The organism is Acinetobacter sp. RF14B, from assembly GCF_006864105.1.
GTDB classification, from domain to species: domain Bacteria; phylum Pseudomonadota; class Gammaproteobacteria; order Pseudomonadales; family Moraxellaceae; genus Acinetobacter; species Acinetobacter lwoffii_C.
Map to the genome: position 1 here is coordinate 71,191 of NZ_SMTB01000002.1, position 19,808 is coordinate 90,998.

General features: G+C 43.9%; 18 protein-coding genes. 4 read left to right on the forward strand and 14 right to left on the reverse strand.

Annotated elements, in window-relative coordinates; translation table 11 throughout:
• Nucleotides 1-84 precede the first annotated feature (84 nt).
• From E2K52_RS00765 to E2K52_RS00785, 5 genes are all read right to left on the reverse strand, one after another.
• A complete protein-coding gene (locus tag E2K52_RS00765) occupies nt 85-1,887 on the reverse strand; it encodes an acyl-CoA dehydrogenase C-terminal domain-containing protein (RefSeq protein ID WP_151203102.1) in 1,803 nt (600 codons plus the stop codon).
• Between the two features lie 210 nt (nt 1,888-2,097).
• Nucleotides 2,098-3,078 carry an NAD(P)H-dependent flavin oxidoreductase gene (locus tag E2K52_RS00770; RefSeq protein ID WP_151203103.1) on the reverse strand — a complete coding sequence of 327 codons (981 nt, stop codon included), beginning with the start codon at nt 3,076-3,078 and terminating at the stop codon, nt 2,098-2,100.
• 11 nt (nt 3,079-3,089) lie between these two features.
• Complete coding sequence (locus tag E2K52_RS00775; protein WP_151203104.1) at nt 3,090-3,878, reverse strand: enoyl-CoA hydratase-related protein; 789 nt, start codon at nt 3,876-3,878, stop codon at nt 3,090-3,092.
• Nucleotides 3,879-3,907: 29 nt separating this feature from the next.
• Nucleotides 3,908-4,831, reverse strand: coding sequence for a 2-hydroxyacid dehydrogenase (locus E2K52_RS00780; RefSeq protein WP_151203105.1), 924 nt, complete (start codon nt 4,829-4,831; stop codon nt 3,908-3,910).
• Nucleotides 4,828-5,583 (reverse strand): class II aldolase/adducin family protein, encoded by a 756-nt coding sequence (locus E2K52_RS00785; protein WP_151203106.1) that lies wholly within the window; start codon nt 5,581-5,583, stop codon nt 4,828-4,830. The genes E2K52_RS00780 and E2K52_RS00785 overlap by 4 nt, the downstream gene beginning before the upstream one ends.
• Nucleotides 5,584-5,693: 110 nt before the next feature.
• Between E2K52_RS00785 and E2K52_RS00790 the strand changes: the two genes are divergently transcribed.
• Nucleotides 5,694-6,131, forward strand: a complete 438-nt coding sequence (locus E2K52_RS00790) for a PaaI family thioesterase (RefSeq protein WP_151203107.1) — start codon at nt 5,694-5,696, stop codon at nt 6,129-6,131.
• Nucleotides 6,132-6,539: 408 nt separating this feature from the next.
• Here the strand turns inward: E2K52_RS00790 and E2K52_RS00795 are convergent, their stop codons facing one another.
• From E2K52_RS00795 to E2K52_RS00805, 3 genes are read right to left on the reverse strand one after another with little or no spacing between them, the layout of a single operon-like run.
• Nucleotides 6,540-7,751: a 3-oxoadipyl-CoA thiolase gene (locus tag E2K52_RS00795; protein ID WP_151203108.1), complete on the reverse strand. Its 1,212-nt coding sequence runs from the start codon at nt 7,749-7,751 to the stop codon at nt 6,540-6,542.
• Nucleotides 7,752-7,776: 25 nt separating this feature from the next.
• A complete protein-coding gene (locus E2K52_RS00800) occupies nt 7,777-9,297 on the reverse strand; it encodes a 3-hydroxyacyl-CoA dehydrogenase (RefSeq protein WP_151203109.1) in 1,521 nt (506 codons plus the stop codon).
• Between the two features lie 2 nt (nt 9,298-9,299).
• Complete coding sequence (locus E2K52_RS00805) at nt 9,300-10,073, reverse strand: enoyl-CoA hydratase (RefSeq protein ID WP_151203110.1); 774 nt, start codon at nt 10,071-10,073, stop codon at nt 9,300-9,302.
• 449 nt (nt 10,074-10,522) lie between these two features.
• On the opposite strand from E2K52_RS00805, the gene E2K52_RS00810 reads away from it, so the two are divergent.
• The 3 genes from E2K52_RS00810 (at nt 10,523) to E2K52_RS00820 (ending at nt 14,518) form a co-directional block, all read left to right on the forward strand.
• Nucleotides 10,523-11,821, forward strand: coding sequence for an MFS transporter (locus tag E2K52_RS00810; RefSeq protein WP_151203111.1), 1,299 nt, complete (start codon nt 10,523-10,525; stop codon nt 11,819-11,821).
• A gap of 214 nt (nt 11,822-12,035) precedes the next feature.
• Nucleotides 12,036-13,301, forward strand: a complete 1,266-nt coding sequence (locus tag E2K52_RS00815; protein ID WP_151203112.1) for a DcaP family trimeric outer membrane transporter — start codon at nt 12,036-12,038, stop codon at nt 13,299-13,301.
• A 17-nt stretch (nt 13,302-13,318) separates the two neighbouring features.
• Nucleotides 13,319-14,518: an MFS transporter gene (locus E2K52_RS00820; protein WP_151203113.1), complete on the forward strand. Its 1,200-nt coding sequence runs from the start codon at nt 13,319-13,321 to the stop codon at nt 14,516-14,518.
• Nucleotides 14,519-14,594: 76 nt separating this feature from the next.
• Here E2K52_RS00820 and E2K52_RS15555 read toward each other — a convergent pair whose 3' ends face one another.
• From E2K52_RS15555 to E2K52_RS00855, 6 genes are all read right to left on the reverse strand, one after another.
• Complete coding sequence (locus E2K52_RS15555) at nt 14,595-14,885, reverse strand: alcohol dehydrogenase catalytic domain-containing protein (protein ID WP_151203114.1); 291 nt, start codon at nt 14,883-14,885, stop codon at nt 14,595-14,597.
• 286 nt (nt 14,886-15,171) lie between these two features.
• Nucleotides 15,172-16,608 carry an NAD-dependent succinate-semialdehyde dehydrogenase gene (locus tag E2K52_RS00835; RefSeq protein ID WP_151203115.1) on the reverse strand — a complete coding sequence of 479 codons (1,437 nt, stop codon included), beginning with the start codon at nt 16,606-16,608 and terminating at the stop codon, nt 15,172-15,174.
• 70 nt (nt 16,609-16,678) lie between these two features.
• On the reverse strand, nt 16,679-17,335 hold the full coding sequence (locus tag E2K52_RS00840; RefSeq protein ID WP_151203116.1) for a 3-oxoacid CoA-transferase subunit B: 657 nt from the start codon (nt 17,333-17,335) through the stop codon (nt 16,679-16,681).
• A complete protein-coding gene (locus E2K52_RS00845; protein WP_151203117.1) occupies nt 17,335-18,003 on the reverse strand; it encodes a 3-oxoacid CoA-transferase subunit A in 669 nt (222 codons plus the stop codon). Before E2K52_RS00845 ends, E2K52_RS00840 begins: the two co-directional genes overlap by 1 nt.
• A 51-nt stretch (nt 18,004-18,054) precedes the next feature.
• Entirely contained in the window at nt 18,055-19,335 is a 1,281-nt protein-coding gene (locus tag E2K52_RS00850; protein WP_151203118.1) for an MFS transporter, read from the reverse strand.
• 213 nt (nt 19,336-19,548) lie between these two features.
• The coding region (locus tag E2K52_RS00855) for an acyl-CoA dehydrogenase family protein (RefSeq protein WP_264765934.1) at nt 19,549-19,808 on the reverse strand (260 nt) is incomplete at its 5' end.

Here is a 19,808-nt window from a genome sequence, read left to right on the forward strand (position 1 = left end):
CTATCGATATTGAATTTTGTGCAGGATAAAAAAAGTAGTCAGAAAAAAGACCCACGATCGAGAGATTGACCGTGGGTAAAAGGATTAATCGAATTTAAACTCTTCTGGTGCAAGCAAGAACAGGCTCTCACCACCAGCCTGAATATTGGCAATGTGAGTTGAAGTTCTTGGCAGAATACGTGCAAAGAAAAATTGTGCTGTTTTGATCTTCGCTGCATAGAACGGATCGGTATTGCCCTCTTCAATTTTTTGCTGCGCCGTAATCGCCATTTTCAGCCATAAATACGAAGACACCACATAACCAGAGAAGTATAAGTAATCGACTGATGCCGCACCGATTTCATTGGCAGACTGTTGTGCCTGAGCCTGAATCGTTTTGGTTAATTCTAGCCATTGCTCAGTCAACTGGCTCACTTGTGCCACTTGCTGATTAAACTGGGCATGTTGCTGGTGTTCTTTCACATAAGCTTGGATTTCATCGGTTAAGGCAGTCAACAGACCCAGTTTTGAACCCAGCACTTTACGCGCCAGTAAATCGATAGACTGAATCTCAGTGGTTCCTTCATAGAGGCTGGCAATACGTGCATCACGGGCAATCTGTTCCATGCCATGTTCAGCAATATAACCGTGACCACCGAAAACCTGCATACCATATTTAGCCGCCTCTATGCCGGTTTCAGTCATTAACGCTTTGGCAATTGGGGTTAATAATGCCAGACGGTCTTCTGCGGCTTTCTTTTCTTCGGGACTGTCAGTAGCTTCAGCAATATCGGCATAGGTTGCCAGATAATATGCAAGCGCACGTGAACCTTCTGCAAACACCTTTTGAGTCAGCAGCATGTTACGTACAGCCGGATGCACGATAATCGGATCTGCAGGCTGGCTTGGCGCTTTTGCACCTTCAAGTGAACGCATCGCCAGACGGTCTTTGGCATAAGCCAAAGCCCCCTGATAAGAAGATTCTGCTGCTGCCAAGCCTTGAATGGCTGTACCGATACGTGCCGAGTTCATAAAGGTAAACATGCAGTTCAGGCCGCGATTTTCAGGCCCAATCAGAAAACCTTTGGCATTGTCAAAGTTCAATACACAGGTCGCATTGCCGTGAATCCCCATTTTGTGTTCAAGAGCGCTACACACTACACCATTGCGGGAAGCCACATTACCAGCTTCATCCAGATTGTATTTCGGAACAATAAACAGCGAAATACCTTTGGTTCCCGCAGGCGCATCCGGTAAACGTGCCAGTACAATATGCACGATATTTTCAGCCAGATCATGCTCACCTGCAGAAATAAAGATTTTCTCACCGCTGATGCTGTAGCTGCCATCTTCATTTGGCACTGCTTTGGTACGGATCAATCCCAGATCAGAACCGGCATGTGATTCAGTCAAACACATGGTGCCTGTCCAGCGACCGGCAATTAAAGGTACCAGAAATTTCTGTTTTTGCTCATCGCTTCCGTGGTGTTCTAAAGTACGCATGGCACCGTGTGACAGGCCTGGGTACATGCCCCAAGACCAGTTGGTCGCGGTAATAATTTCAGAAATGGCAATACGGTATAAAGTCGGAAAACCCTGACCGCCATATTTTTCATCGCCAGTTAATGAGGTAAAGCCAAGTTCTACATATTTGTCATAAGCAGCTTTAAAACCATCCGGTGTAGTTACGACGCCATCCTGCAAACGGCAACCCTGCTGGTCGCCTGTCGCATTAATCGGTAGAAGTTCGTTTTGGCAAAAATCTGCAGCGACTTCTAAATATTGCTCCATAATATCCATAGAAACCTTGTCTGCGAATTTTGCATAGCCCTGATATTTCTGTTCAACATTTAACAGGTCTTTCAGGACAAACTTCATGTCTTTTAATGGCGCAATATAATTTCTCATCGTAATTCCCTTGTATGAGTTCTAATTTGTATATTTATGACAATTAATTTCATAATACGAAATTATGTTTTAAATCCACTATAATATAATTTAAAGAATAAAATCTAGTCATTCGATGAAATTTCCCATTTAAAAATAAAAAATATACAGGATGAAAAAAGCCATTCATGGTGGAATGGCTTTTCTATACAGCGACTGCCCTAAAGTTGATTAACGTGGAAAAAATTGAGCTAAACGTTGCTGAACAATTTGCTCTGCTTCCTGCATGATATTATCGATCAGCGCCTGACAAGTCGGAATGTCATGAATCAATCCCATCACTTGGCCTGCAGTCAGTACACCAGCATCAATATCGCCATTTTCTAAAGCCAGCTTGCCTTTTAAGCCACTAACATAAGGCCGAATCTGTTCAAACTCCAGATTCGGATCTTCACTCATTTTCACCACAAGATCAGATACTGCATTTTTGGCAACACGAGCAGTATTTCTAAACTGTCGATACAGCAGATGCGTGGCTCGTTCATCATTGTCGACATAAAACTGCTTGATGTTTGGATGGATTGGTGCTTCCTGAGTGGCACAAAAGCGTGTACCCATATTGATGCCTTCAGCACCTAAAGCCAAAGCAGCGACCAGACCACGGCCATCAGCAAAACCACCACTAGCCACAATCGGCACAGTGAGCTGATCCGCTGCCGCAGGAATTAAAATCAGGCCAGGAATATCGTCTTCACCCGGATGACCGGCACATTCAAAACCATCAATCGAGATGATATCGGCACCGATTCTTTGCGCTGACAGCGCGTGACGAACGGAAGTACATTTATGAATGACAGTAATGTCATGTTGCTTAAATGCCTCAATATGTTCATGCGGCTTGTTGCCTGCCGTTTCTACAATCTTGATACCGCTTTCAATAATGGCCTGACGATATTCAGCATACGGCGGTGGGTTTACGGCAGGTAATAAAGTCAGATTGACCGCAAAAGGCTGATCGGTCATGTCATGGCAGCGTTCAATTTCCTTGGTCAGCGCTTCAGGTGTTGGTTGTGTCAATGCAGTCAGTGTTCCCAAGCCACCTGCATTGGATACGGCACTGGCCATTTCCGCTGTGCCGACCCACATCATGCCGCCCTGAATAATTGGATAGCGAATACCTAAAACCTCGGTAATACGGGTCTGAATTTTCATGAAAGCTCTCCTTAGCGTCCGGTAAATTGTGCAGGGCGTTTTTCGACAAAAGCCTGGACACCTTCTTTATAGTCCTGACTGTTCAGCACCAGATATTGCAGGTTTTGTTCCAGCTCCAGTTGTTGATCCATGCTATTTTCAGCACTGCGTTGTAGCGCCTGTTTAGTTAAAGCCAGTGCATAGGTCGGCTGTTGTGCCAGTCGCTGTGCCAGTTCATCAATATAAGCATCAAATTCTGCATCAGGGATCATTTTCCAGATCATGCCCATTTCAGCCGCCTCTTGTGCATGCACAGGTTCACCAAGCAAGGTCAATGCCATAGCACGTGCATAGCCGATCAAACGCGGTAACATCCAGGTGCCGCCGGCATCGGGAATTAAGCCAATTTTAGAAAAGGCTTGAATAAATTTGGCACTTTCCTTGGCAATGACCAGATCACAAGCCAGCGCGATATTAGCCCCTGCTCCGGCAGCTATACCATTTACCGCTGCAATGACCGGTTTGGGGCTTTTACGAATCAGATTAATCAAAGGATTATAATATTTGGCCAGCGAACCCTCTGGTGGCAAAGGCACATTGCCGAGCTGCCCAGCGCGTTCTTTTAGATCCTGTCCCGCTGAAAATGCCCGGCCATTACCACGAATCACAATTACCCGAATGTCTGGATCAGTATTCCAACTTTTCAAAACCTGTTGCACTTCTTCATGCATTTGCCGGTTGAAACTGTTGAGTGAATCTGGACAGTTAAAACTTAAAGTCGCAACGCCTTGCTGAACCTGAGTCTGAATCATTTCCCACATCCCTAATCTCCTTATTTTTATCTGTATCCTTAATAACCTTTGTTGACATCTACCTGATGGTACAACTCCAAACCCTGCTTGAAACGGCGGTCATTTTCCAGAATCTGTTCCACCACCACAGACATGGGCGCATGTGAGGCGACATGTGGTGTAACAACGATCTTTTCATGCTGCCAGAATGGATGCTCGGCAGGTAATGGCTCTTGCTCAAAGACATCAACAATCGCACCACGCAGATGACTAGAATCCAGTGCATCCAATAAATCCTGTTCAATTAAATGCTGGCCACGCCCGACATGAATGAGAGCTGCCTGCTCAGGCAGTTGCTGAAATAATTCAGCAGAAAGAATGCCGGTATTTTCTTCGGTAAGTGGTAGCAGGTTAATCAGAATCTGAGTTTGAGCCAGGAATTCGGAAAGTTGTTCTTGCCCTACATAGCTTTTAACTTGATTAATGTCTTTTGGGGAATTAGACCAACCACAGACTTGATAGCCCATGTCAGCAAAGCGTTCTGCTACGTATCCACCCATATGTCCCAGTCCCATAATCCCGATCTGGATATGATGGCTATAACTTTGACGATGCTGCTTCCAGAGCTGCTGCTTTTGTTGCTGGATCATGCGGTCAAAATAACGCTGAAAATACAGCACCCCCCAAAGCAGATAATCAAACATGCCCTTTTGATGATGAGGATCGAGTACCCGGCACACGGCTTGATCCGGTCGTATTTCACTCAAGTTTAAATGCTCGACCCCGGCAGCAATCGAATGGATCAGACCAATTTTTGGAAGCTGATTCAATTTCTCCATATCTGGAAACCAAGAGGCTGCTGTAGTCGCCTGCTCTGCTTCCGGGCTGTCCAATGTACAAAAGCTGCCCTCAGGGGCATATTTCTGAAAAGACTTGACCAAAATGGCTTCAATATTCGGAACAGTACTGGATATCACAATCATGATGCATACTCCGTATATTGATGCTCAATCAGGGATAACGCGGCCTGCCAGGCACGCTGTAAAATCGGTTCAACTAAAGGACTGGCGAACTGTTGAGCAGTTTTAATGCGGACTTCTTCATCTGGATAGTGCAATTCTGCACCGCCACTTAAGGCCTTCACCTGTGCCTGACAGGCACGCTCCAGGAAATAGATTTCATGAAAAGCACGTGCCATGGTTTCCCCAGCCGTTAATAGGCCATGATTGCGTAAAATCATGGCGCGATGACTGCCCAAGTCCTGAATCAGACGCTCCTGCTCATCAGTAGAAAGTGCAACGCCTTCATATTCGTGATATGCCACATGCTGATAGAATTTCATGGCGTGCTGGGAAATTGGCAGAAGACCGTGCTTCTGTGCAGACACGGCAATTCCATCTGCGGTATGCGTATGAATAACACAATTCAGATGAGCATGCGCCTCATGAATTGCGGAGTGAATCACGAAGCCGGCCATATTGACTGGCTTGTCTTGTTCATAGCTTTCTACCACCTGTCCTTCATGATTAATCTTGACTAAGGTAGAAGCACGCATTTTTTCAAATGCGACACCATATTGATTAATCAGAAAACAGTCTGGTTGATCTGGGACTCTTAGGCTGATGTGGGTATCAATCAGGTCAGTCATCCGATAATGCGCAATAATGCGATAAAGCGCCGCCAGTTCACAGCGTGCCTGCCATTCAGCAGCTGTAACGAGATTTTTTATTGTCATCATTCCATCCTGGAAAAATATAGCATTTCGATCACTATCTGTTATATCATAATTTTAGAAAAACAGAATATTATTTCATAAAGCGAAATATTTTATTAAAGGGAAGCTATATGACTACAGCTCAAATGAATGGACTTGAATATCTCACCGCAATTAAAAATGGCGAATTACCTGGCTCAGCGATGGGACAACTAATTCCCATGAAACTCAGTATCGTCCGTGAAAACTATGTGGAATATGAAGTTTATCCAGATGAACGTCATTTCAATCTGCAAGGCGGCATTCATGGTGGCTTTTGTGCAACGGTATTAGATAGTACGACTGGTGCTGCGGTGCATACGACAGTAGATGCAGGTGTCAGTTTTTCGACCATTGACCTGAATGTGAAAATGCTGAAAGCAATGAAAAGCGGCGAAACCTATACAGCTATTGGTGAAGTGATTCGCATTGGTCGTAATGTACTGACCTCAGAAGGCAGAATTATCGATAAAGAAGGTAAAGTTTATGCATTTGGTTCAGCGACTTTATTGGTTACCAACAGAACTTGACCATCAGTAATAAAGATCCTTAAAACCTGTGCAAATGTCAGCCAATTAATAAGTTGGCTGACATTTCCTTTTTTAAACTTATGAGGTTATTGGATACGCGAGAACGTCATCCGCAACTGTTTGAGGCAGGACTACTTTGTAAAATAATAGTTTCTACGATATATCTGATTATTTATGGTTTTGAACGAGTTTTGCAGTTTGGAGCATTGCTCTGCAAAATGGTTTTCTTGCGAAGCTTCGCTTCTCATTTTGCCGAAACAAAAGTAGCGTAGAGAATTTAAGTTTGATTTAACAAGAGCTCTAATACTCACCAAATCTTTGTTGTATTTTTTATTTAACTACAAAAATCCCAATAAAAAATGCCATGTATATTATCTATACATGACATTAATACGATGACTAAAGTTGTTAAGCAGCTTCAGGATTCTCAATCACCATCGCCAGACCTTGACCTAAACCAATACACAGACTAATCACGGCATATTTTTTACCGGTACGCTGTAACTGACGTGCAACGGTCAAAGCCAAACGCGCACCCGAACAGCCCAGTGGATGACCAATGGCAATCGCACCACCATTTGGATTGACACGCGGATCATCCAAAGCGACATCCAGACCTTTCAGGCAAGATAATACCTGACTGGCAAAGGCTTCATTAATCTCGATGATATCCATGTCGTCTAGCGTCAAACCAGCACGTTGTACTGCCTTTTTAATCGCTTCAATTGGGCCAGCCCCCATGATGCGTGGCTCAATGCCAGCAGCTGCAGAAGACAGAATACGTGCTAAAGGTTTTAAGCCGTACTGTTCCTGAACTTTTTCACTGCCGACAATCAGTGCTGCAGCGCCGTCATTGATACCTGATGCATTACCCGCAGTCACTACACCGCCTTCAAAAAGCGGTTTCAACTTGGATAAAGCTTCAAATGTTGAAGATGCACGTGGATGCTCATCCTCAGTGACTTGTTTAGGCGGCAATTTGCGTCCTTGAGAAACTTCAATCGGGGTAATTTCACCTTCAAAGAAACCTGCTGCTTTCGCTGCCTGATATTTTGCCTGTGATGCAGCAGCAAAGGTGTCAGCCTGTTCACGGCTAATACCGAATTCTTCAGCCACGTTATCACCTGTTTCAGGCATGCTGTGCGCGCCAAACTGATCCGTGAATTTACGGTTCGGGAAACGTGTACCAATCGTGGTGTCATATATTTTAGCGTCACGTGAATAAGCACTTTCTGCTTTGCCCATCACTAAAGGAGCGCGGGTCATGCTTTCTACGCCACCAGCAATGTACAGTTCGCCTTCGCCTGCAGTAATGGCACGTGCCGAATCAATCACAGCACCCAAGCCTGAAGCACAAAGCCGGTTTACAGTTTGCCCCGGAACCGTCACTGGCATACCGGCAAGCAGTGCAGCAAAACGTGCTACATTGCGGCTGTCTTCACCGGCCTGATTGGTACTCCCAAAGATCACATCTTCTACATCTGCTGCCGGAATACCAGTTTTTTCTAACAGGTTCTTAATGACCGTTGCTGCCAGATCATCTGGACGTACAGTTGCCAAGCTTCCTGCATGGCGACCGATTGGAGAACGTAAACCATCATAAATATAAGCATTTAACATGAGTGTTATTCCTTTAACTTTCTAATTAATGTGTAGTATGAACAAGAGGTAGACTGAGCTGAACACGGCGACGCAGCCAAGGACTTGGACGGTAACGCTGGTCACGGGTAATTGCGGTCATACGGTCTAGTATTTTTAGGATTTTTTCAGCACCGAGCACATCCCCCCATTCAATTGGGCCATGTGGATAGCCAAGGCCTAATTTCACCGCCACATTGATGTCTTCTACCGTAGCAACGCCTTGCTGGGCAATATCACAGCCGAGATTCACAATCATTGCCAAAACACGCTGAGCCACAAAGCCAACGCTTTCCTGAATTGTGCTTGCAGTCACACCATCCAAGTTGAAAATTGATTGTGCTGCATTTATCAGTTCAGCTTTGGTCACAAACGTTGGCATCAGGGTACGGTGTTTATTCAGGCCGTAAAGCAGATCAATACACACCACTTGCTGAGGTGCCACCTGATAACGGACTGCTGCTGAAGTGGCATCTTCGCCATACGTGGCAATCAGAATTAAAGCCTCTGCCGAAGGTATTTCAGTTTGCTCAATCTGGATATTGAATTGTTGCAGATATTGCTCAAGCACCTGACGGTCTTCGCTATATTCAGTGCCTAGCCAAACCGATGGATATCGATCCAGTTTTTCAACCCGTGTCGGAGCCACATCACCGACTTTGCTACCGGAAGTGTAATCATAGAAGCCTTTACCGGTTTTACGGCCGAGCTGTTTGGCAATAAAGCGCTGACGGGTAATCACACTTGGACGGTAACGTGCTTCTTCATAATACTGGTGATAAATCGACTCGCTTACCGGATGCGATACATCCATACCGGTCAGATCACCTAGCTCAAAAGGTCCCATTTTAAAACCGATCCCATCACGGTAAATCCGGTCAATCTCATAAAATGGCGTGACATTTTCATTCAGAATTGCATAGGCTTCACTACCAAAGGCACGGCCAGCATGGTTAATGATAAATCCTGGGGTATCTTTGGCTTTGACCGGGCGATGTCCCATCTTGGTCGATAATTGAGTCAAGGCTTGCACAATATCAGCGCGGGTATTAAAGCCTTCAATCACTTCGACCACTTTCATCAGTGGTACCGGATTAAAGAAATGATAGCCGGCCACACGTTCCGGCTGGCTGCAATTGGCAGCAATCGCACTGATAGATAATGAAGAGGTATTGGATGCCAGAATCGCTTCCGGTTTCACAATGCCTTCCAGTTGCTGCATCAGTTTTTGTTTTATTTCCAGATTTTCAATAATTGCTTCAATAATTAAATCACAATTTTTCAGGTCTTCGATCTGCTGGGCAATGGATAAATGCGCAAGATCTTCAGCAGCTTTTTCATGGCTGAATTTACCTTTATCAGCCAGGGTATTGAATGTTTTAGCCAGTTTTTCCTGTGCCTGTTCAGCAGCACCTGCTTTGGCATCAAACAACACGACATCATGGCCCGACTGAATCGCGATCTGGGCAATGCCTGCACCCATGGTACCGACGCCAATAATACCGATTTTCTGAATTTGAATGCTCATGCTTATCGTCCCTGATAATTTGGTTTACGTTTTTCGATAAAGGCTTGCATACCTTCTTTTTGATCTTCTGAAGAAAATAGCATCTGGAAAGATTTACGTTCTAGCATAAGTCCAGCATTGAGTGGCACATCTTCAGCCAGTAATGCCACTTCCTTGATTTGTTCCAGCGCGATTGGCGGTAATTTTGCCAGACCTTCGGCCATCTTGATGGCCGTTGCCAGAGTTTCGCTGTCTTCAGTCACTTGGGACACCAGACCAATTTGATAGGCTTCCGGTGCAGGTACCAGACAACCGGTCATAATGATACGCATGGCATGGAATTTGCCCACTGCACGGAATAAACGTTGAGTGCCACCTGCACCCGGCATCACGCCAACTTTCACTTCCGGTTGACCGAACTGAGCACTTTTTCCAGCAATAATAATATCTGCATGCATCGCCAGCTCACAGCCCCCCCCCAGTGCATAGCCGTTTACAGCGGCAATCACCGGTTTTGAACACTGTGCAATCGCTTGCCAGTAACGTTCAGTACGGCGTTGCATCATCTGGATGGTTTCAGCGGTAGCCAATTCTTTCAGATCAGCCCCTGCGGCAAAGTCGGTTTCACCACCAGTGAGAATAATGGCCCGAATATTTTCATCATCATTAAGTTGTAAAAAAGCCGCAGCCAGTTTCTGACGCACTTCTGTATTCAGGGCATTTTTTGCTTCGGGACGATGGATCTTGACCATCGCCACATGTGCCGAAATTTGCTCTACTTGAACTACCTGTTCCATTAGAATCTCCATTTATTTTGTATAGCGAAATTTTATTTTATATAAAACTACGTTTTCTAAGTACATAAATCAAGGAGTTTTAACTCCAAAATTCAAAAAAGTTATTTTTTACTAAAAATAGAGTAAAAACTCTTGTCCAGTTGGTTGTTTTGTGATTAATTGATTTCGCAATACGGAATTAACTAATCATAGCTGATTGTGGTTGTTCATTTATATAAATTTCAACCAGAAATAAAACTAAAAATTAGTTTATTTCACATGGATTGATCACTTTTCAGTGAGTTATCACCTAGGTTGAAATGAAAAAATCAGATTTAACCTGATCGTCACAGGACTAATGCGAACAGGAGCTTAGACCTTAGATTAGGGAAATACTTTTCCGAGAGGAAGGAAAATGGATTTAGCGGTAGCAGAGGAAATGCTACTTTTAATTTATAGAGGATATAAGAATGACAAGCGATACCATCGTGACCGAGGATAGTAAAACGGATGTCTCCTCCGACGGCACCGTCAAACAGGCCCCTAAACGCCTGTGGATGACAGCCTTTGTCTTTGCTTTTTTGATTTTACTCTGTGACGGTGCAGATATTGGTATTCTGGCTTTCAGTTTGACCAGTTTGAAAGCGGAATGGGGTCTGACTTCTGTACAGGCGGGTGCTTTGGGAAGTTATTCTCTTTTGGGTATGGGAATTGGTGGCTTTGTCGGTGGATGGGCCTGTGACAAGTTTGGTCGCGTACGTGTCATCGTATTAGCGACCATTGCCTTCTCAATCTTGTCTGCCTATTCAGGCTTTGCTCAGTCTTATACTGAATTCGCAATTTTACGTACCCTGTCCTGCTTGGGTTTAGGCTGCTTATATATTGCCTGTAATACCCTAATGTCAGAATACGTACCGACCAAATATCGTACTACGGTATTAGCGACATTAATGACCGGTTTTACTTTGGGTTCTCTAGTCATCACTATGCTTTCAGGCTGGATTATCCCTGAATTCGGCTGGCGTATGCTGTACTGGATCACGATTGCGCCATTAGTTTTAGGTATTCTGATGCACTTTATGGTGCCAGAGCCGGAATCATGGAAGCGTGTCCGTGAAATGAAAAGAACCGGTCAAATCGTGGATAATAACGCAAAAAAAGGCAATCCATATATCACCATTCTTAAGGACAAGACCCATGGCAAGATGTTCATCTTATGGTCTTTCAGCTCCGGTTTCCTGTTATTCGGTTATTTCGGTGTCAGTAACTGGCTACCAAGCTATCTTGAAGCTGAATTAGGCATCAAGTTTAAAGAAATGGCGCTGTATATGGTGGGTACATTTATCACCATGATATTTGCCAAAATCATTGCCGGTTATGTTGCTGACAAAATTGGCCGCCGTATTGTTTTCGCTTTCGGCACCATGGGAACGGCTCTGTTTATTCCTGTCGTGGTTTATATGCATACCGCAGACAACATTGGTGTACTGATGCTGATCTTCGGTTTCCTGTACGGTATTCCATATGCCATTAATGCAACTTACTTAACTGAAAGCTTCCCGACAGGAGTTCGTGGAACAGCCGTCGGTGGTGCATTCAACATCGGTCGTATCGGCGCAATCTTCGCCCCAATTACTATTGGCTATCTGGCGATGCAAGGTTCGATTGGTACAGGCTTGATGGTCATGGGTGCGGCTTACTTCCTGTGTGGTTTGATTCCTGCCCTGTTCATTAAAGACCGTTTATACGATCCGCAAAAAGCAGAATAACCTGGGGATGATAAGGCAGTTTAAATGCTGCCTTACTCAAACCCCAGAGTAAAGAGGACAGAAGATAAGCCAAAGCAGTTGAAGTAAACAGTTATCTGCAACTTTTAATATTTAGATAAAATTCTATTAATCATAGACTTATTGCTCTCAGGATAGAGAGTGGAAATAGAAAGATTTTCTTTCATACAGGATTCAAAAAATAGTAGGGACGAAAATGAAAAAATTAGTTTTAGCCACATTGTGTGGGATTGCATCAGGAACCGTATTTTCAGCAGAAGTATCTGAAGACCGTATCCAGTTTCTAGAAGCTCAGCTCAAACAGATTCAGTCTGAATTGGAACAGCAGAAACAGTCGCAGCTTGCTTTAAAAGTACAACAGGAACAGTCTAAAACAGCGGAATCCAAAAGTTTAAGCAGTATAATGGACAATGTGGATGTGTATGGAATGATCCGTCTGGATGGTGCTATTGATTTTAAGAGTACGCCAGAAGCTCGTGGCCGTACTATTAACCAGATCAATAAAGTGCCTTTTACTGAACCTGATTCAGTCCGTTCCGATTTTACTGCAGCCGCTAGCCGCATAGGTTTTCTGGCTAAAGATCTCGGTGGAAACCCGAATATTTCCGCACGTCTGGAGGCCGATTTCTGGACCAACAGTGGTAAAGGTGATGGAGGATTACGTATTCGTCATGCACATTTAAAATACTATAACTGGACCTTTGGTCAGGCTTGGTCATTGATGTCTACACCGGAAATTAGTACTGAAGCAGTCGATTACAGCTTGTTCTTGGGTGGATCGGTACTACGTACTCCTCAAGTGAGCTACGCCTTTAAACTTGATCAAGAAAACACTTGGAATGTTGGGCTGGAATATATGGCCGGTGGCGATCGTTCTTCTGCCTTGCCTGCTTTGACCACTAAATATGTCCATCAATCGGGTCCTGTTCATTTACTAGCTCAAGGCTTTGTCAATCAAAAACAGGCACAAACAGATAGAGGTGATATCGAAAAAGTCGGTTGGGGTGTGGGTGTGGGTGGCCGTTACCGTTTTGACGATCAAAACTCAATTCAGGGTAATTATTTTCATATAGTCGGTGACCAGCGCATTGCATCTTTCTTAACTCAAGGCTCAACAAGCGATGGCGCTAACTGGGGGGGTGACTATTCAGTCGATCTTCTTAATAATGAACTGTTGCTGAATGAGTTTAATAGTTTAAATATTGGCTTCACGCATAAATTCACCCCAAAACTACGTAGTAACATTAATGCCAGCATGGTTGATTTTGATGATTCCAGCGATTATGCAAAAGCCAATCCAGAAACCAATAAACGTTTAACGGATTATGTGGCTAACGTGATTTACTCTCCAGTTCCAAAGGTTAACTTGGGCGCAGAATATCACCATGGCAAACGTGAAACTTTTGATAATCGAGAAACGGATATTTCTCGTGTGAACTTATCAGCGACTTATAGTTTCTAAAGCCTCAGGAGACAAGGATGTCAGCCCAAGGGCAAATTTCAAGAAAATTTATGTTTATGATGGCTATGACCTGCGCACTTTGCGCGGGTTGTAACTATTTTAACCAGCCGTTAATTTATTCTATTGCAGAAGATTTGCATATCAGTGTGGCGCAGTCTGGCTGGACTGTCGTTCTAACCCAGATTGGTTATGCCACTGGGCTTTTTTTGTTTGTGCCACTAGGCGATTTACTTGAAAAACGGTTGTATATCTGTAGTTTGATGTTTTGTACCGGTTTAGCGCTAATCGGGCTTTCTGCCAGTACCAATCTGCATATGCTATATGGTTTTACCCTGCTGGCTTCTTTTTGTTCGATTACCACGCAGATTCTGATTCCTTTTGCTGCTAATCTGTCTCAGCGAGAAAAAAGTGCTGAAGTGGTGGGTCTGCTGATGAGTGGTGTTCTCGTCGGTATTCTATTTGCCCGAACTGTATCAGGACTGATTTCTACCGTTTGGTCGTGGCATGCAGTCTACCTATTGAGTGGCTGTTCTATTCTGATGCTGAGTATCGCGATGTGGTATCAGCTACCTAAAGCGAAAAGCCAGCTACAGATGAGCATCTTACAAATTTATCGCTCATTATTTACTTTTGCCAAAACTGAACCAATGCTGATTCGGCGTAGCATCATTGGGGGGCTGGGTTTTGGTATGCTCAGTATTATTTTTACCACCATGACCTTTGTATTGGCAGAAGCACCCTATCATTTTAATGATTTCCAGATTGGCTTAATGGGAATTGTTGGAATTGTCGGCATTTGGTCATCGCAATGGACTGGCAAAATGATTGGCCGGCATCGGGAAAAATGGATTGCACAACTTGCTACGACTAGTTTAATTCTAGCCTGGATTCCGCTATTTTTTGCGCAAAGCTATTTATGGGTATATATCATTGGATTAATTCCTGCTTATTTTGGAATTTCTTCACTACATGTCTTAAACCAGAATCTGGTGTACCGCATCTCGGTGCAAGCCCGTTCTCGTATTAACGCGATCTATATGACCTGCTATTTTTCAGGTGCTGGGATTGGGGCATTTCTATCGCTAAACCTATGGAAAATGTATGGCTGGTCAGCCTGTGTTGCATTGGGCTTTGTCTTTGCCTTGCTCATCTTTAGTATTAATCGCTATGACTTAAGCCGGGAACATAATTTAGCTGACAACCCATCACCGCCTTAACATTACCCCAATATATAATTCTCATTTAAAATGCCCCAGTAAATGGGGCATTCATGCGCAGACTGATAATTTTCAATTAATGGGTTAAGACTAAGCGCCCAGTCACTTTGCCTTGCTGTAAATCTACAAAGGCTTGGTTGCTCTCATGAATTAAGCATTTTTGTATAGGGATATGTGACATTCTGGTCTGCACAATCAATTCCACCAAAGCTCGTAGTTCTTGAACAGTACTCATTTTCTTTTTTTCTTTGTCTATTTGGCAATATCGGCATTCACCCCAGCTAATCCAGGGATGAACAACAGCTTGCATACCTAACTGAAGGTCATCAACCTGATCGCCAGCTGCAACGATTTCCCCTGCTTTCATGAATTAAGATCATCGGTGGTTTGACCCCAAGATCCGCTAAAACCAAGCGTTTATGACCGCTTAAGTCATAATAACCATCCCATAAATGTAAGTTGGTCCGACATAAACCAATAGCTTGGACTTCAATCAGAACTTCAGTACCTTGTGGTTGTGGAGTTTTTCTTTCAATTTACTCTAAAGGCGTACCATGTTCATTAGCACAATAATATTGCATTATTTATTCCCTATTTTTTTATTTCACCTTAGATAAGTCACGCACTTCTTGTGCTGACTTATCTCCTTTTCCTTAACGACGGGAAGCGACTGTCACCAGACGCGTATCCAGATATGCTTCAATGGCTTCACTACCACCTTCAGTTCCATAGCCGGAATCTTTAATACCGCCAAAAGGTAATTCCGGGAATCCTAGTCCGACATGGTTGATTGTCAACATACCACTTGCGATATCACGTGCTAAATTGAGACACGTGCTGTTACTCTCTGTGTAGGCATATGCAGCTAGTCCATAATTCAAGCGATTTGCTTCTGTTACCGCCTCATCATATGATTCAAAAGGAATACATAAGGCAAGTGGACCAAAAGGCTCTTGATCCATACAAGCTGCTGTTAGCGGTACATTCTTTAAAATAGTCGGTTCAATAAAGTAGCCTGGGCCTTCAAGTGTCTGACCCCCACATACTAATTCCGCACCTGCTTGAAGCGCATTCTGAATAGTTTTCTGGATATTCTGATAAGCCCTTTCATGAATCATCGGACCAACGTCTACATTGTCATCTAGACCATGACCGACTTTTAGCTGGCTAACTTCATTTTTTAATTTTTCAACGAAATCTTCATACACCGCTTTCTCAATTAAAAACCGTGTCGGCGCTATACAGACTTGACCTGCATTTCGAAATTTTGCTGCAGCCATTTCCTTTGCTGCGAGATCTAGATTAGCATCTTTAAAAATCAATACAGGTGCATGACCGCCCAGCTCCATGGTGGTTTTTTTCATATGCTGACCTGCAAGAGCTGCCAATTGTTTACCAACGACTGTCGAGCCAGTAAATGATATTTTTTGAATCGCAGGATGAGGGATCAGATATTCGGAAATTTCAGCAGGTTCACCATAAATCAAATTAATCACACCAGCAGGCATACCGGCATCATGAAAAGCCTGTACAAGCTGGGCTGGTGAAGCTGGCGTCTCTTCAGGTCCTTTGACAATAATGGCACAGCCGGCTGCGACTGCAGCAGATAATTTACGCACGACTTGATTAATAGGAAAGTTCCACGGCGTGAAGGCAGCCACAATACCCACCGGTGTTTTAATCGTATAGCTCTGTACATTGGTTTGTCTTGACGGAATAACTTGCCCATAACTACGAATGGCTTCACCTGAAAACCATTCGATGATGTCTGCAGCAGACAAAACTTCCATTTTGGCCTGTTTTAGCGGCTTGCCCTGCTCCAAGCTCATCAACTCTGCAATGTGTGCTGCCCGTTCTCTTAATAAAAAGGCAGCCTTTTGCATGATTTTAGCGCGTTGTTGTGCTGGGGTGTTTTTCCAGATTTCAAAACCGGACTGAGCAGCTTGGACTGCATCTTCAACATCATCAAGGGAGGCTTTGGCTACTTGGCCAATTACTTTTTCATTGGCCGGATTAATAACTGCAAGCGTTTGTTGTTGAATACTATCACGCCATTGACCAGCAATATACAATTGTGTGTTTTGATACATATTCTTTCCTATAGTAATAGAAGCAACTTCCCGTTGCTTCTCATTTTACTTATATTATTTTAAATGAATATTATAGTTTTATTCGTGCATCAATTAAGGTACAACCGGTTGTTTGCAGTAGCTCTTCAAAACTTAAGCCGTCGACTATCTCTAGCACCAAAGCCTGATTATCTTTAAGCTCAATGATGCATAGATCGGTATAAATACGGTCAACGCAGTTTTTCCCAGTAATTGGATAGGTTAGCTCTTCCACAATCCGTGGTTCGCCATTTTTAGTGACATGTTCCATACAGACATAGACACAGCGTGCACCGACAGCCAAATCCATCGCCCCACCTACTGCTGGGACTGCATCCAGAGCCCCTGTATGCCAGTTGGCCAGATCACCATTCACCGCAACCTGAAAGGCGCCCATAATACAGAAATCTAAATGGCCACCACGCATAATATCGAAGGAGTCGGCAGAGTTCATAAAACTGCCGCCATCCAACATGCAGACCAGTTCTTTACCCGCATTGATCAAATCATCATCAGCAAGTTCAGGATCGGTTAAAGCGGTAAAACCCAGAACACCATTTTCAGAATGCAGGATAATATCTTGCTCAGGCTTTAAATAACCAGCAACACGTGTCGGTAAGCCAATACCCAGATTGACATAAGAACCGGTTGGAATATCGTGGGCAACTTTTTCTACAATCTGTTCACGTGTACGTTTTTGAATCGTCATTATTTGATATCTCCTACCTTTACCACATGCTGCACAAAAATACCTGGCGTCACAATAATCTCTGGATCAAGCTCGCCTAGCTCTACAATTTCATGTACCTGAGCGATGGTAATGTCGGCTGCTTTTGCCATTAACGGACCAAAGTTTCGCGCTGCTTTACGGTAGGTTAAGTTGCCCCACTGATCAGCCTGATTACCATAAACCAAGGCATAGTCGGCATGAATTGGATATTCCAGTACATAGTCCTTGCCATTAATGTGACGAGTTTCTTTACCTTCAGCAATCTTGGTACCGAAACCTGTCGGGGTGAAAATAGCACCTAAGCCTGCACCTGCGGCCTGAATTCGGCAAGCTAAATTCCCTTGTGGAACCAGTTCTAGCTCTACTTTTCCAGCTTTATACAGCTCTTCAAATACTTTGGAATTATTGGCACGAGGAAATGAACAGATCATTTTCTGGACCAGCCCAGATAACAACAGATTGGTTAGACCTCTGTCACCAGAAGCAGCATTATTATTAATGATGGTTAAGTCTTTAGGACCGATATCAATCAGCGCTTCAATCAGTTCAACTGGCTGGCCTGCCAGACCGAAGCCACTGGTCATAATATGTGCGCCGTCTGGAATCTGCTTGAGTATAGTTTCGATGTCCTGTGTAATTTTATTCATGCAATTGCTTCCTAGCATATTCCTGTCTTTTAAAATATTGGATCTATTTAATTAATCGGCTTTTTGCGGGTCATATAAACGGTCTTTAATAAAGATCGCCGGGATCAGACCACAGATGAAATAGGCCACCCCCATAATCAGTAATCCTGTGCCTATCGAGCCACCCTGTGCAAAATAGCCAATGGTCAACGGTGCCAAGACTGCGCCCAGACGTCCGACGTTATAAGCGCCACCTACCGCAGTACCGCGAACTTTGGTAGAGAAACTTTCCGTCATATAAGTGGCGTTAATACCGTAGGGAATACCGTACAGAAATCCGAAAAACAGCATCAGCCATAAGATATTGTCCGGTGTATTACCAAAGACAATCACGGGAATAAAGATGGCGGTTCCCATGGTGCCAAAGGCGAACACGGCACGACGACCAATCTTATCGGCAATATAGCCAGCAATGATTTTGGTACAGATCATGATCAGGAAAGTTCCGATCATATACATGGTCATTTCTTTGAACTTGATGCCCAGATCAGATTCCAGATAAGCTGGTAACCAGTTACTCACACCGTAATAACCAAACTGTAAAAATGCGGTGCTGAAAGACCAGAGGATGAACATGCGACGACTTAAAGCATCTGCAAAGATCATTTTGAAGGTGTTTTTTGGCTTTTCCTGCACTACACCGCTGGCTTTGACTGCCAGTCGTTCTTGACGTGCTTTAATCCATGCCTGAGGTTCAGGAACCAGAAAAAACATTGCAAACGCCAGGACAATTGGAATAATGGCGATGTAGTAAAGATAACGCCAGCCAAATTCTGGTAACAGCCATCCTGCTAATACCGTGGCCACGACTGAACCTAGCGTCCAGCCTGTCATTAAAGCCGCAAGGATAGTAGAACGATATTTTGTTGGAACGTATTCAGCCATCAAGGTATTACAGGCAATATATAAAGCTCCCAAACCGATTGATGAGCAAAATCTTAACCATTTAAATTCATCATAGCTTTGGGTAAAGCCTAACCAGAATGTCAGTGAAGAAAACAGGACGATCGCAACGACAATGACGCGTACCCGTCCGAAACGGTCACAGGCCCAGCCACCAAAGAAGCCGCCAATGGCCATACCCGCCAAGGTCCAGCTACCTAATGCACCGGCCTGAATGCTGCTGAGTGAAAATTCCTGTTTAAGGCTGGTCAGGCTATAAGCCAGTAATGCGATATCTGCACCATCTACCAGTAATGCCAGAAATGAAAAGATAAAGGCCAGAATCCAGACCTTTTTCTGAGGTGCATTTTCTTCTGGTAGATGGTGTTGTTGCGAGCTGATCGTATTCATAATGTCCTTTATGCTTTTTTTCAGCACTCCTGTGCCTTTAAAATGTCGATGCTTCACCTCATGATTTAAATGAAACATAGAATATTGGATTAACCGTTAATGCTGCTCTTCGCTAGATTTTTTAAAAACTATCCCAGAGCCAGATGGGGTGACTTGAGTTAAAGTCAGCCAAAACAAACTAGCCAGCAATGCTGGCTAGAAGTTAATCCTTATTTAATTGCAGAATGCGGCAATGCCTGTTTGAGCCCGGCCCAAAATCAAGGCATGTACATCATGTGTGCCTTCATAGGTATTCACCACTTCAAGGTTCACCAGATGACGGGCGACGCCAAACTCATCAGAAATGCCGTTCCCGCCCAGCATGTCACGTGCAAGACGCGCAATCTCCAGCGCTTTACCACAGTTATTACGCTTGATCAGTGAAGTCCCTTCCACTGAAGCAATGCCTTCATCTTTCATTCGGCCAAAACGTA